The sequence below is a fragment of the Aurantimonas marina genome (assembly GCF_017183135.1).
Classification (GTDB): domain Bacteria; phylum Pseudomonadota; class Alphaproteobacteria; order Rhizobiales; family Rhizobiaceae; genus Aurantimonas; species Aurantimonas marina.
Window position 1 is genome coordinate 192,097 of the sequence record NZ_JADDXW010000001.1, and the last position, 14,197, is coordinate 206,293.

The 14,197-nt window shown below is 63.8% G+C and carries 14 protein-coding genes; 13 read left to right on the forward strand and 1 reads right to left on the reverse strand.

The window, feature by feature from the left end:
* Positions 1 to 51: 51 nt before the first annotated feature.
* From ING15_RS00940 to ING15_RS00990, 11 genes are all read left to right on the forward strand, one after another.
* The gene (locus tag ING15_RS00940; protein ID WP_232845478.1) at positions 52 to 657 is read left to right on the forward strand and encodes a TorD/DmsD family molecular chaperone; all 606 of its coding nucleotides are present in this window, start codon (positions 52 to 54) and stop codon (positions 655 to 657) included.
* A 92-nt stretch (positions 658 to 749) separates the two neighbouring features.
* On the forward strand, positions 750 to 947 hold the full coding sequence (locus tag ING15_RS00945; protein ID WP_206452891.1) for a twin-arginine translocation signal domain-containing protein: 198 nt from the start codon (positions 750 to 752) through the stop codon (positions 945 to 947).
* A 57-nt stretch (positions 948 to 1,004) separates the two neighbouring features.
* A complete protein-coding gene (locus ING15_RS00950; protein WP_206452892.1) occupies positions 1,005 to 3,995 on the forward strand; it encodes a formate dehydrogenase subunit alpha in 2,991 nt (996 codons plus the stop codon).
* Between the two features lie 16 nt (positions 3,996 to 4,011).
* On the forward strand, positions 4,012 to 4,608 hold the full coding sequence (fdh3B, locus tag ING15_RS00955) for a formate dehydrogenase FDH3 subunit beta (protein ID WP_206452893.1): 597 nt from the start codon (positions 4,012 to 4,014) through the stop codon (positions 4,606 to 4,608).
* 196 nt (positions 4,609 to 4,804) lie between these two features.
* Positions 4,805 to 5,935: a formate dehydrogenase subunit gamma gene (locus ING15_RS00960; RefSeq protein WP_232845479.1), complete on the forward strand. Its 1,131-nt coding sequence runs from the start codon at positions 4,805 to 4,807 to the stop codon at positions 5,933 to 5,935.
* Positions 5,936 to 5,954: 19 nt separating this feature from the next.
* Positions 5,955 to 7,340, forward strand: a complete 1,386-nt coding sequence (locus tag ING15_RS00965) for a cytochrome C (protein WP_206452894.1) — start codon at positions 5,955 to 5,957, stop codon at positions 7,338 to 7,340.
* Between the two features lie 142 nt (positions 7,341 to 7,482).
* Positions 7,483 to 8,463: a S1C family serine protease gene (locus tag ING15_RS00970; protein WP_206452895.1), complete on the forward strand. Its 981-nt coding sequence runs from the start codon at positions 7,483 to 7,485 to the stop codon at positions 8,461 to 8,463.
* Positions 8,460 to 8,651, forward strand: coding sequence for a DUF6494 family protein (locus ING15_RS00975; RefSeq protein ID WP_206452896.1), 192 nt, complete (start codon positions 8,460 to 8,462; stop codon positions 8,649 to 8,651). The genes ING15_RS00970 and ING15_RS00975 overlap by 4 nt, the downstream gene beginning before the upstream one ends.
* Positions 8,651 to 9,412 carry a biotin/lipoate--protein ligase family protein gene (locus ING15_RS00980; protein WP_206452897.1) on the forward strand — a complete coding sequence of 254 codons (762 nt, stop codon included), beginning with the start codon at positions 8,651 to 8,653 and terminating at the stop codon, positions 9,410 to 9,412. The genes ING15_RS00975 and ING15_RS00980 overlap by 1 nt, the downstream gene beginning before the upstream one ends.
* Positions 9,412 to 10,461 (forward strand): DUF6352 family protein, encoded by a 1,050-nt coding sequence (locus tag ING15_RS00985; protein WP_206452898.1) that lies wholly within the window; start codon positions 9,412 to 9,414, stop codon positions 10,459 to 10,461. Before ING15_RS00980 ends, ING15_RS00985 begins: the two co-directional genes overlap by 1 nt.
* Positions 10,462 to 10,474: 13 nt before the next feature.
* On the forward strand, positions 10,475 to 10,774 hold the full coding sequence (locus ING15_RS00990) for a hypothetical protein (protein WP_206452899.1): 300 nt from the start codon (positions 10,475 to 10,477) through the stop codon (positions 10,772 to 10,774).
* Between the two features lie 32 nt (positions 10,775 to 10,806).
* Here the strand turns inward: ING15_RS00990 and ING15_RS00995 are convergent, their stop codons facing one another.
* Positions 10,807 to 12,846 carry a 4Fe-4S binding protein gene (locus ING15_RS00995; protein ID WP_206452900.1) on the reverse strand — a complete coding sequence of 680 codons (2,040 nt, stop codon included), beginning with the start codon at positions 12,844 to 12,846 and terminating at the stop codon, positions 10,807 to 10,809.
* 89 nt (positions 12,847 to 12,935) lie between these two features.
* Here ING15_RS00995 and ING15_RS01000 point away from each other — a divergent pair, with 89 nt between their 5' ends.
* Positions 12,936 to 13,481: a DUF3305 domain-containing protein gene (locus tag ING15_RS01000; protein WP_232845480.1), complete on the forward strand. Its 546-nt coding sequence runs from the start codon at positions 12,936 to 12,938 to the stop codon at positions 13,479 to 13,481.
* Entirely contained in the window at positions 13,474 to 14,163 is a 690-nt protein-coding gene (locus tag ING15_RS01005) for a DUF3306 domain-containing protein (RefSeq protein ID WP_206452901.1), read from the forward strand. Before ING15_RS01000 ends, ING15_RS01005 begins: the two co-directional genes overlap by 8 nt.
* Positions 14,164 to 14,197 lie beyond the last annotated feature (34 nt).

A 14,197-nucleotide genomic window follows, 5' to 3' on the forward strand; every position in this document is an offset into this window, starting at 1 on the left:
AAATTGCCGAATCCGGGATTTGCTGGTTTATTCGCGTCAGGGAGAATCCGGTTGTCACAGGAAAACGTCGCCATTCTGCACGTGCTGCCAGAACCGGAACAATTGCGCGTCAATCTCTACCGCCTGATGGCCCGCCTTCTGGCGTTGCCGCCCAATCGCGAACTGCTGGATACGCTGGCCCCCCTTTCGGGTGACGACACGGATCTGGGCGCCGCGATCGGCGATCTGTCGGCAACAGCGCGCGCGCTGACCGAGGGCGAGGCGCGCGAAGAATACCATGACCTTTTCATCGGTGTCGGTCGGGGCGAGTTGGTCCCCTTCGGCTCCTACTATCTGACCGGCTTTTTGAACGAGAAGCCGCTGGCGCGCTTGCGCGACGATATGGCGCCGCTCGGCATCGCGCGTTCGCCCAGTTCCAAGGAGCCCGAGGATCACATCGGTGCCTTGATGGACATGATGGCCGGACTCATCGACGGCTCGTTCGGTCAGCGCCAGCCGCTGGAAACGCAAAAAGCTTTCTTCAAGAAGCATATCGGCTCCTGGGCCGGACATTTTTTCGCCGACCTGGAAAAGGCGCCATCGGCGCGATTGTTCCGGCCGGTCGGCGCGATCGGCAGGCACTTCCTGGAGATCGAGGAAGCCGGCTTCGACATGTAATCGACGATGTCATACCGACGGACCGGGTGGGTGAGGCTCGCGACGGTTTTGGGAATAATTTGAAACGGGTCTCGCGAAAAGAGGAGCTACTCATGAGCGCCAAGGACAAAGACGCCAGGACAGATCGCCGCGCTTTCCTGAAATTCGCCGGCTTGGGGACAGTCGCCACCGGCGCGGCCCTCGTGACGGGCGGGCAGGCCGAAGCCGAGATCGCAGACGCAAAATCCGCAGCGCCTGGCTACCGGGAAACCGATCATGTGAAGACGTTCTATCAGACCGCGCGTTTCTGACGCGAACCATTACAGGCCAGTTTGCAGGCGACTGCGACGGAGGAAACGGAGACAACCATGCTCAGGAAGAAGGCGGCAGGAACTGCGAGAAGTCCCCGGGTGTCATCTGCGCTGTCGGAATTCGGAAACCGGGCGGTCGATCGCCGCACGTTCTTGAAACGGTCCGGGCTCGCCATCGGCGGCGCGGCGGCGATTTCGTCGCTATCCGGCGGGATGGTGCGCCGGGCTGAGGCGGCCGCGGACACCGCCAGCGGCAACATCGAGACCAGGAAGTCGATCTGCACCCATTGCTCTGTCGGCTGCACGGTCATCGCGGAGGTTTCCAACGGAGTCTGGATCGGCCAGGAGCCGGGCTTCGATTCCCCGTTCAACCTCGGCGCGCATTGCGCCAAGGGCGCTTCGGTGCGCGAACACGCTCATGGCGAACGCCGGCTGAAATATCCGATGAAGCTCGTCGGCGGAAAATGGCAGCGCGTCAGCTGGGACGAGGCCATCAATGAAATCGGCGACAAGATGCTCGAGGTTCGCGAATCCAGCGGGCCCGATTCCGTTTATTGGCTGGGTTCGGCCAAGCATTCCAACGAGCAGGCCTATCTGATCCGCAAATTCGCCGCCTATTGGGGGTCGAACAATGTCGATCACCAGGCGCGTATCTGTCATTCCACCACTGTCGCGGGTGTTGCCAACACCTGGGGCTATGGCGCGATGACCAACTCCTACAACGACATCCACAATTCCAAGGCGATCTTCCTGATCGGCGGCAATCCGGCGGAAGCCCATCCGGTTTCGCTGCTGCATCTGTTGAAAGCCAAGGAAGAAAACAACGCCCCGCTGATCGTTCTCGATCCACGCTTTACCCGGACCGCGGCGCATGCCGACGAGTATGTCCGCTTCCGGCCGGGCACCGACGTGGCGCTGATCTGGGGCATCCTCTATCACATTTTCGAGAATGGCTGGGAGGACAAGCAGTTCATCCAGAGCCGCGTCTGGGGTATGGACCAGATTCGCGCCGAAGTGGCGAAATGGACGCCCGAAGAAGTCGAGAAGGTCACCGGCGTACCGGGATCGCAGTTGAACCGCGTCGCCCGCACGATGGCGGAAAACCGCCCCGCCACGCTGATCTGGTGCATGGGCGGAACCCAGCACAGCAACGGCAACAACAACACCCGCGCCTACTGCATCCTGCAGCTGGCTCTTGGCAACATGGGCACGGCCGGCGGCGGCACCAACATCTTCCGCGGCCATGACAATGTGCAGGGCGCGACGGATCTGGGCGTGCTGGCCGATACGTTGCCCGGCTATTACGGGCTCAGCGATGGCTCCTGGGCCCACTGGGCGCGTGTCTGGGAAGAGGAACTGGACTGGCTGAAGGGTCGGTTCGCGGTGATGCCGGGCGCAGGCGCCGACGGCAAGGATCGCATGATGATCAACGAGACCGGCATTCCCGTGTCCCGTTGGATCGACGGCGTTCTGGAAGCGAAGGAAAACCTGCAGCAGCCGGACAACACCAGGGTGATGGTGTTCTGGGGCCATGCCCCGAACTCGCAGACCCGCTTGCCGGAGATGCAGAAGGCGATGGGCATGCTCGACCTTCTGGTCGTGATCGATCCCTACCCGACCATGACGGCCGTGCTGCAGGACCGCACCGACGGTGTCTATCTGCTGCCGGCGGCCACGCAGTTCGAGACCTACGGCTCGGTCACCGCGTCGAACCGCTCGCTGCAATGGCGCGAAAAGGTGGTCGAGCCACTGTTCGAGTGCCTGCCCGACCACACGATCATGTACAAGTTCGCGGAAAAATTCGGCTTCGCCGATCGCATGTTCCGCAACATCGAGGTCAAGGACGGCGAACCCCTCATCGAGGACATCACCCGCGAGTTCAACCGCGGCATGTGGACCATCGGCTATACCGGTCAGTCGCCGGAGCGGATGAAGTCGCACATGGAAAACCAGCAGACCTTCGACAAGACCACCCTGCGCGCGGCGGGCGGCCCGCATGACGGCGAGTTCTACGGGATGCCGTGGCCCTGCTGGGGCACGCCGGAGATGAAGCATTCTGGCTCGGCCAATCTCTACGACACGTCGATCCCTGTGGCCCAGGGCGGCATGGGCTTCCGCGCCCGCTTTGGGGTCGAGCGCGACGGCGACAATCTTCTCGCCGAAGGGTCCTGGCCGGTCGGCTCGGAGATCGAGGACGGCTACCCGGAGTTCACCTTCGCAATGCTGAAGGAACTCGGCTGGGACAAGGACCTGACGCCTTACGAGCGCCGGTACATCGACTACGTTGCCGGTTTCGCCGATCAGCGTCCTTCCAGGGACAATGAGGTCGGCGAGACCTCGCAGACAGGCGAGATTCCGTCCGACTACGAGAAGAAGGTCGGCGGCGTGAACTGGAAGACCGACCTGTCCGGCGGCATCCAGCGGGTCGCCATCGCACACGGCTGCACGCCTTACGGAAACGCCAAGGCGCGGGCGGTCGTGTGGACCTTCCCCGATCCCGTCCCCATCCATCGTGAGCCGCTCTACACGCCGCGCCGCGATCTGGTCACCGACTATCCGACCTATGAGGACAAGACCTTCTGGCGCGTGCCGACGGCCTATGCGTCGATCCAGAAGAACGACTTCTCCAAGGACTTCCCGATGATCATGACGTCGGGACGGCTGGTCGAATATGAGGGCGGCGGCGACGAAACGCGGTCGAACCCATGGCTTGCCGAACTGCAGCAGGACATGTTCGTCGAGATCAACCCTTCAGACGCCAACAATCTCGGCCTTCGGGATCGCGACACGGTCTGGCTGCACAGTCCGGAAGGCGGCAAGATCCGCATCATGGCAATGATCACCCAGCGTGTGGGTCAGGGGGTCGTCTTCACCCCGTTTCACTTCGGCGGTTATTTCCAGGGCAACGATCTTCGCTCGAAATATCCGGAAGGGGCGGACCCCTATGTTCTCGGTGAAGCCTGTAATACCGCGCAGACCTACGGCTACGACTCGGTGACCCAGATGCAGGAAACCAAGACGACGCTGTGTCGGATCGAGCGGGCGTAAAGGGAGGAATGAGACAATGGCAAGAATGAAATTCCTCTGCGATGCCGAGCGCTGCATCGAGTGCAATGCCTGTGTCACCGCATGCAAGAACGAGAATGAAGTGCCGTGGGGCGTCAATCGCCGGCGTGTCGTCACGATCAATGACGGCAAGCCGGGCGAGCGCTCGATCTCGGTCGCCTGCATGCATTGTTCGGACGCGCCGTGTGCGGCGGTGTGCCCGGTCGACTGCTTCTACACGACGGACGACGGCGTTGTGTTGCATTCGAAGGACCTGTGCATCGGCTGCGGCTACTGCTTTTACGCTTGCCCGTTTGGCGCGCCGCAATATCCGCAGGCGTCCAACTTCGGCTCGCGCGGCAAGATGGACAAGTGCACCTTCTGCGCCGGCGGCCCGGAAGAAGACAATTCGGCGATCGAGTTTCAGAAATACGGCCGCAACCGCCTTGCCGAGGGCAAGCTTCCGCTCTGCGCGGAGATGTGCTCGACCAAGGCGCTTTTGGCCGGCGACGGCGACACCGTCTCGTCGATCTACCGCGAGCGCGTGGTGGCCCGAGGCTTCGGCGCCGGCGCGTGGGGTTGGGGCACGGCCTACGGCCAGAAGACTGGCGGCTGAGCCAGCTATCGTGTCCCACCGGCGGGCGGCTCCGGCTGTCCGCCGTTTTTTCCGAACTGCGAGGCGAGACCGTTGCCTTCGTGTTCGGCAGCATATGCTGGATTCGGTGTTTTCGATCCGCTCAGGAGAAGAGCAAATGCCCAGCTTGAGGATGCTTCGCGCTTGCTTGATCCGACTTGTGTCGGCGCGTTTGTTGATGTCGATCGCACCGGTCATTGCCGTGGCATTCTTTATGACATTGGTGGCGACGAGCGCCGGGACCGCGCAGAGTTCGGTCCGCCCGCCCGAGAGCGCTGTCTCGACAACCGGATCGCCGACCGGCGGCGCGGTGCCGGGAGATGCGCTGGGAACGACGTCGGACGCGGAAATCTGGCGGACTGTCCGCCAAGGGGTGTCGGGCAATGTCTCGATCCCCGACAAGAAGGCTGCCGTCATGATTCAATCGGAGGGGGAGTCCTGGCGGTTGCTGCGCAATGGACCGATGTTCGATTATCTCGGTCTTGCCATGATCGGTACGTTGATTCTGCTGGCGCTGTTCTTCGCTATTCGTGGACGGATCCGCGTCGAGCACGGACTGTCTGGCGTCAAGATCAAGCGTTTCTCGACCATTGAACGCACCGGCCATTGGCTGATGGCGCTGTCGTTCATCATCCTTGCGATCAGCGGCCTCAACGTTTCGTTCGGGCGAAGCGTCATCATACCGCTGATCGGCAAGGAGGCGTTCGGGCCGATCTCGGAATTCCTGAAGCTGTCCCACAACTACGTCGCCTTCGCCTTCATGCTTGGTTTGGCGATCGCGTTCGTCACATGGATCGCACACAATCTGCCGAGCCGGCACGACCTGGTATGGCTCGCCCATGCCGGTGGTTTGTTGTCCAAAGGCGTCCATCCCCCGGCGAAGAAGTTCAACGCGGGCCAGAAGATCATTTTCTGGCTGGTCATGCTCGGCGGGCTTTCGCTCGCCGTCTCGGGCTGGGCCTTGCTGTTTCCGTTCGAGCATAGTTTCTTCGGCGACACCTTCACCGGCCTCGCTTCGATCGGCGTCGATATTCCGGCGCTGTTGGGACTGCCGCAGCCGCCTTATTCGCCAATTCTGGAACAACAGTTCAACACCGTCTGGCACGTCGTCATGGCCGTCTTCATGATCTGCCTGATCTTCGGCCACATCTATATCGGCAGCTTCGGCATGGAGGGGGCATTCGGTGCGGTGGGCAGCGGCAAGGTCGATCTGAACTGGGCCAGGGAACACCACTCGCTTTGGGTCGATGAGCTACGCGAGAAGGACGCCATGCCGCCGGTCACGGCCAATCCTGAGCCCGCGGAATAATAGTCGGAAAGCAAGTGAGATGTATGGGGCGCTCCGGCGTGTGACATTGGCAGCGGCCCTCACCGTCTCCGCCCAGGCGCATTCCGCTCCAGGCGATCAGGAATGGCCTGAACGCCTCGTCGGCCATGGCGGTCCGGTCATGGGGATCGCCCTGTCCGATGATGGCTCCGAGGCACTGACCGCATCCTTCGACTATTCGATCATCCATTGGCGGATGCAGGGTCCGGAGGGCGCGATCGTCGCGCGGTTGATCGGACACAACGCCGCCGTCAATGACGTCGCCTTCGTCCCTGGCGCCGCAAAGGCCGTCTCCGTCTCCGATGACGGCGCGCTGGCGATCTGGAATCTGCGGGAAAATCGGCTGGAAGTCCTGATCGAGGACACCAAGGACAAGGTTCAGGACGTCGCGGTCAGTCTCGACGGGCGGTTCGCGGCCGCGGCCCGCTGGGACGGAACGGCGCGGATCTTCGACATCGCCGCTGGGCGGGAGATCGCCCGTATCGAAGGCCACCGCGGCAATGTCAACGCCGTTGCCTTCTCGTTGGACGGCCGGCAGCTCCTCACCGCCGGTTACGATGGCACGGTGCGCGAGTGGCCGCTTGAGAACGGCCTGATCGCCGGCCCCTCGCGCCTGCTTTACGCCCATGGCTGGGGCGTCAACGTGCTGGCCGCCCTGCCCGGCGGTTCGCTGCTGGCCTTCGGAACGCTGAACGGCGTGACCGGCGTCATCGATCTTCCGAGCGGTGACGTCGCCGAACTGGCATCGAACGAGCACCCGGTCCTGTCGATCGCTTCGTCGCCGCGCGCGGGGTGGTTCGCCACGGGCAGCGCCAACGGCAATATCCGCGTCTTCGATGTGGATACGGGAAACCTCGTGGAGGAATACGGGGATATCTACGGCCCCGTATGGGGGCTTTCGTTCACGCCCGAAGGCACCCAGCTCTATCGCAGCGGGCTGGACGATTTCGCGATCCGTTGGCAGGTCGCGCCGCGCCATCCCCTCGAGCCCATCCAGTCCGTCTATCCTCGCCGGTTTCAGACGGTTAACCGCGGCGGCCCCGGTGAGATGGAGTTCTTGCGCAAATGCTCGGTCTGCCACACGCTGACCCCGTACGACGCCAATCGCGCCGGACCGACGCTGTACGGCCTGTTCGGCAGGGTTGCCGGGACGGTGCCAGGCTACAAATATTCTCAGGCGCTGGTGGAATCGGATATCGTCTGGACTCCGGAGACGGTTTCGCGGCTATTCGACGATGGACCGGATGTCGTAACGCCGGGGACGAAAATGCCGGTCCAGCGGCTCAAGAGCGTCGAACGGCGGGACGCACTGATCACCTACTTGCTGGAAGCTACGGCCACGAACGGGAAAACGCCGTTGCCCGGCGAGCGGCAGAGCAAGAATTGACGGAGTCGGACTGAAAAATGAAAGCCTTCCTCTTGAGCATCGTAATCCTGCTGGTCGTCGCCCTCGGCGTCGGGTTTCTCCTCGACGAGCCTCTCGAAACGCCGGCGAGCCGGGCCTATTCGACGGAGAACGTGCGGCTGTAATGCGCGTCACTCGCGGCCGCGCGGCTCTGCTTGCGCTGGCCATCGGGGTGGCCGGCACGGGCGAGACGGCCGCGCTTGAAGGCGGCAATTGGCGCACGGCCATCGCAACCGCCGCGACGCAATCCGTTGTCGCTGTCCTTCCGCTGTTGCCAAAGCATGAGATCGATCAGGAAGAGCCCGAGGGCACCGGTTTCGCGATCCACGACGGCCGCACCCTCGTGACGGCGGACCATGTGCTCGGACGCGCCAACGCCGTGCGCGTGCGGTTGGCTTCCGGCGCCGTCCGCGACGCCGACATCACCCTGCGCGACGCCGATACGGATATCGCCCTGCTGCAAATCGCCGAGCCGCTTCCGCCCTTGGCCTTCTCCGCCGAGATAAGCACGGGCGCCGACGCCTGCGTCCTTGGAAACGCATTTGGCCTCGGGATCGGCCTGGCCTGCGGCGTGATATCGGCGACCGGCCGGCGCGGCGTCGGCTTCAATCGCGTCGAGGACTTCCTCCAGACCGACGCGGCAATCAATCCGGGCATGTCCGGGGCGCCCCTTATCACGGCGGACGGACACGTCGCCGGAATGGCCAGCGCGATCTTCACCAAGTCCTCGGACGGAAATCTCGGTGTCAACTTCGCAGTCTCCGCGCGGCTCCTTGCGGCGGTGCTGGATGACGGCGAAGATGGCCGTATCGACCGCCGCGCGGCGGGCCTCATCCTGCGCCCGCTGCCGGCGCCCGGCGAGACGGGGGAACCCGGCGCTGAAGTCGTTCGCGTTTCACCCGGTTCGCCGGAAGATCGGGCCGGCATCGCCGAAGGAGACCGTATCCGCGCCATCGGCGAGCTGGCCGTGCGTGGCCAGCCCGACTATCTCGCCGCGATCGTCCTTGCCGCCGGGCAGGACACGCTCACCTTTTCGATTGAACGCGCCGGCGAATTGTTGGACATCCTCGTCCAGAACGAAAGCGAAAAGGAAAAAAACCGATGAGCGAAGAAGCCTTCAACATGTCGCTGAGAAAATTTCTGAAGCAGGTCGGCGTGACCTCGCAGCGCGAAATCGAGGAACTGGTGCGCTCCGGCAAGGCAGGCTCCGGGCCGATGAAGGTCAAGATCGTCCTGACCGCCGAGGGCGCCCCGCTCAATCATGTGGTCGAGGGCGAAATCCAGCTGCCGTGATGATCGCGGCGCCCGAGCTCCGGCCGCTGGCCGTTCCGGAATTTCCACCGGTCTTCACCGGTCACGCGGTCGCCGTGGACGCGGACCCCTTCGCCGTCGCGGTGAAGGGCGTCGCATCCGGTTCGTATGGAGCCGGAGATGTCGTCTGGAGCGAGGATCGCGGCCGCGCCACGGCCGCGTTCGTTCTCGAACCGGAGACGCCTCTCGTCGTTGCGGCGCAGATGGTCCCGGTCATGATGGTCGCGCTCGGCGACGCGCTCGGCGCCATCGGCCCGCCCAATCTGGCATTGACCTTCCGCTGGCCCGGCACGATTCTGGCCAATGGCGGGATCGTCGGCACGGTCGCCTTCCACTCTTCCGGAAACGCCGAAGCTTCCGATATTCCGGACCACATCGTCGTCGCGTTCGAGCTGGCGCTCGACATTTCGGCCCGTTCGCGCGGCGAACCCGGCCTTGACCCGAATGTGACGGCGCTGTTCGAGGAAGGTTGCGGCGAACTGGACCGCACCAGCATCATCGAGGCTGTCGCCCGGCACTTCCTGTCATGGATCGACGGCTGGATGCATGATGGATTTCGCGACGCGCACCAGTCCTGGTTGGCGCGCGCCAACGATCTGGACAAGCATATCGACCTCCCTTTCGACAACGGTGCCCGCTCCGGCACAATGGTCGGCATGGATGAGGACGGCGGCCTGCTTGTTCAGGCGGAGGGGCGGCCGGTGCTGGTCCCTCTTTGCACAGGCTTGGGAGTAGGCGCCTGATGGACGCTCGACCCGCCCCTCCCCGTAACGGGCAGCGGGCAATCTGGAAATCCGCCGGCCTGCATTTGACGCACAGGCTCGAAAGCGGCTGGCTGGCCGTCACGCCGGACTTCTTGCGCGCCTATTACACGCGACCGGAAATCCACCCGATCGAGGAGAGCTGCGAGAACGAGCATCGCCTGTTCGAAAAGCTGATGGAGGCCCCGACAGCGCCGGTTCCCGACGCCGAACTCGCCGCGATCGCCGACAAGGACGCCGCCGACAATTACCGGCTGGTGCTTGGCTATCGCGATCATCTCTTGAAGCACGGCTCGATCGAAGCGGGTTATCTGGCGTTGTTTCAGCCGGGCGCGCCGCAAGTGCCGCCGGTCTTCATCGAGCAGATGGTTCATCTCGTCCTGTGCTCCCTGTTGGCGGATGTGCGCGATCCCTTCGTGCTGCGCGCCGCCGAGTTGTTCTTCCGCGACCAGAAGGCGACGACGAGCGATGGCCAGCTCATGCTCGCCGACGCGGAAGTGGTCGAGATGTATTCGGAATCCGGCGGTTTCGGCGGCCTTGGAGCCTTGCTGGCCGAGGCCGGAACGCCGATGCGCGAGGTCTTGCTCGATGTGATGACCGAGGACAACGCCGCCGCCTATTGGGAGCGCGCTGATCAGTTCAATTTCGCGCTCGATTTCCGCTTCACCCAGCCGGGACAGGACGCGCTGGCCCGCGTCGTCGAACGATGGGTCGGCCATTTCATGCAGCTACCGGTCCGCGTTCAGGCCATGCAGTCGATCAAAGACGAACGCTGGACCTGGCATGTCGGCCTCGACGCGGAATCAACGCTGATACTGAACGGGCTCTATGAGGGGGAGCCAGTCGATGAGAACCGTCTCAACCGCATCGCCGCACTGTACCGCATGGAGTTCCTGGAACCCGATCGCCTCATCGAGACGATGCGGGGCAAACCCGCCTATCTGGGTCTGGCGGCAACGGCCGATAGTCTCGTTCGACTGAAGCCACAAAACCTGTTGACCAACCTTCCCCTGACAACGGGCCTACAGTGAGCAAGGAACCGACATGACCACATCATCGACATCGATCGTGAACGCCCCGTGGATGCGGCTCGTTGCGCTGCTGTTCGCGATCCTGCTCGCCATCGGCGCCTTCTTCCTCTGGCTGAATACCGAGGAATGGGTGCCAAGCGTGGGAGAACGGGCCGAGCGACTTGAGGAATTGACCGTTTCGGGCGATGTGGCCGCCTGCATCGACAAGCGGGTCGCCGATATCGACGCGATGGTCGCGCAGGGCATGATCGGCGCGGACGCCGCCGAGCAGTCACGCGCGCAGGCGCGCTCGCTCTGCTACGACCGCAACTGAGCGATCCGGGCCGCAGCGATCTGCGGTTGATATCAGTCCTCTCTGAAGAAGTCGTCGATCGACAGCCCGCGCTTGCCGGCCTCCAGATAATCGTCGGTCGTGCGAATCCGCGACCGGTGGGCGATCGCGAAGGGATCGCCGCCGTCGGCGGCAAGGGCTTCGAGTCGGCAGTTTTCGCACATCTGCAACAGCGCGACACGCTCCTCGCTCTGGAACATCCAGTGCGTGCCGCCGAGTTTCTCCTTGACCTTGTCGAGCATGCCGCGCGCCGCGAAGGGCGTGCCGCAACGGATGCATTCGGCCGGCTCGTCCTCGTTCAGCGTCACAGGCTGCATGACGGTCGGCGCGAAATTGTAGCGCGCCTCCAGTGAGATCGCGGTTTCCGGGCAGGTAGCCGCGCAGATGCCGCACTGGACGCAGGCCGCTTCCACGAACCGTAATTGCGGCTTGTCCGGATTGTCGCGCAGCGCGTCGGCGGGACAGGCCGAGACGCAGGCCATGCACAGCGTGCAGCGTTGCTTGTCGACGTTGATCGAGCCATAGGGCGCGGATTCGGGCAGACGGATGAGGTCGGACTCTGCCTGCCCCGCCTTGGCCAGGATCGCAATGGCGGCCCGCGCCACCTCGCGCTTGCCGCCCACCGGCGCGAAAGCGGTACGCGCGATTTCCGGCGCCGGCTCGAACTCGTAGAGCGTCGATTCCACGATGTCGGGATCGCTTGCGTCGAGGATCAGGACACGGTTGGCGCCGAGCGCCATGCCGCCGGTCAAAGCGTCGAGGAGAGCGACCTCCTCATTCAGCGCGTTCAGCTCGCCCGTCTTGCGCGGGTCCACCAGCACCACCAGCGAGCGGAACCCGGCGGCCAGCGCCGAGGCCATCAGATCGTGTCCTATGCCGGTAGTCGAGTGCAGTTCGAGCGGGATGACGTTGGCCGGCAGGCCCCGCCCGAGCCGCGCCATGGCATTGATCAGCGGCGCGCCGCGGGTGCGATCGTGAATCAAGAGGACGGGCGATTTTCCGCCCGCGGCGAGATAGGTCTGCGCCAGCGTCTGGACGCGCTCGACCAGCTGGGCGCGCACCGGATAATCGTAGGAGACGGCGCCCGTCGGGCAATGGGCGGCGCAATTGCCGCAGCCACCGCAGATATCGGCGTCGATCAGCACCTCGTCGCCCGCGGGCGTGATCGCACTCGGCGGACAATTGTCGATGCATTTCGTGCAACCGGTCTTCTTCGACCGCTCGTGAGCGCAGATCGCGGCGTCGTACGAGACATAGATCGGTTTCTCGAACTCGCCCTCATAGGCGCTCGCCTCGAAGACAGCCCGCATGACGGCTGCGGGGTCACCCGGGTCGGCGCGGAAATAGCCGTCGCGACCCGCCGGCCGCGCAAACAGGGGGGCGTCGCCGGTCATGTCGAACAGGACGCTGCAGGTCGATCTGGCGCCGTCCCGAGCGAGGCCGAACTGGGGCTCGCCGCGCGAGGAGGGCAGCATGGCCGCATAGCCATCGACGACGACGTCGAAGGCCCCCAGCGAACCATGCGCCATGGACACCTTGCCGCGGAACACCGGAAAATCGAGAACGGCCGGCAGCAGAATGTCGTCGGCTCCCGTCAGGAGCAGCGTGACCGAAAGCGTCCGATTGAGCATCGCGGCGGCGTCGAAGGCCGCCTGCCCCTCGCCCATGACGAGGCACAGCCCGTCGCTGGAGATGGTGCGCAGACGGGCCGGCTTGATCGGCAGGGAAGCAGCGGCGAGCAGCGCGGCCATCTTCGGCGCGGTCGTCGCCTTGTCCGTCGTCCAGCCGGCGGTCTCGCGAATATTGACGAAGGCCGCGACCTCGCGTCCCGCCTCTTCCGCGACTTCGGCAAAGAGCGGGCTTTCCTGGGTACACGCGACGACGATCTCGTCCCCGGCCGCCACCGCGCCTTCGAAGACGCCGATCTGGCCGCGACAGAGATTGGTATGAACGGTCAGCCCCGTCTCGCCGGTCGCACGCGCAATGGCTTTTCCATCCATTTTCATGGACTTCTCGCAATTGCAGATCAGGAACCGTTTGCTCGTTGCGGACATGGCTTCTCCCTTGTGAGCGAGCCTTAACACGTTATTCTATCAACGAAAGCGGGCAAATGAGCCTGTCTGATACGAAAGGATGACGCTGCTTGGCCCGGGAGTTGACGATCATGGTGGGCGTGCTCGCAGAGAAGCGGCGGTCGGTCTCGAGATGGGCGAAGGAGTACTGGATTCCTGTCGGTATAACACCCGCTTCAGGGAACTTTTCGGCCGGCGATGAACTCCTGCGCGACGACACCATGACGCGCTATTTCATGGGCGTCCACAATCTCACATGCCACGCCGCCGACACCGAGGCCTATGTCCATAATTTCAACAGCCAGACACCGGCCCTTTTCGTCATCTTGCGGCGCTCCGAAGACGACACTCACCCGCTGCCGTGGTTTGTCCATTCGGTGACGGCCTCGCCCTATCTGGCACAGGACTATGACGACAGCGCCGAAGATATCGTCGAGCGGGTCGCGATGCCGGCTGAAATTGCCGGGGCGATCATGGATTTCGTCGAGCGCTATCACAAGGAAGACGTGTTCAGGAAGCGGCGGCGCGACAGGCTCGACATCGACGACCACAAATTCGGCCAGGAGCCGATCTTCCTGCACCGCGAAAAGCCCTCTGGAGGCAAATTCGATGGCTAACGAGGCCGACAAGACCGAAGGCTTCCTGTCGCGCTGGTCGCGGCGCAAGCGCGATCTCGAAGACGCCGAACCGGCGGCGGAGATAGCGCCGGACGATTGCGCGCCGGTCGTTGAAGCCGACACGCCCGATCCGGAAGCGGAGGAGAACCGCATCGCCGCCGAAGCGGTCGATATCGATTCCTTGGTTCGGGGCGACGATTTTTCGATCTTCCTGAAGCGCGGTGTTCCTGAGCTGCTGCGCAAGCAAGCGCTGCGGACGCTGTGGCGAACCGATCCGGTCTTCGCCAATCTCGACGGGCTCAACGACTATGAGGAGGATTTCCGCAATCCCGCGCACAATGTCTACAAATCCCTCTGGCAGGCTGGGCGCGGGTTTTTGAGCCTGGAAGAGCAGGAAACCCAGCAGGCGACCGGCGGGATTTCTCGGGACGTCGCGGCGAACGAGCCGGCCGCCGGTGAAGCCGAGCCTGTGGAGGAGGTTCGCGCCGCTGACGCTCTGACGATCGCTAACGACGATGAAGACGCTACGGCGGCGTCATCGGACGAAGAAGAGCCCGTCGAGATCGCCATCGAAAGCGACGCGACGGATGAACTCGTCTTCGCGCCTGGGCAATCGATCGAGCCTGAAGAGGCCGAGCCGCCGCGACGACGCGTCTCGATACGCAGCCGCCTGGAGGGGTAGGCCCGAGGCTTCGAGCCGCCGGCCGGCACTCCTT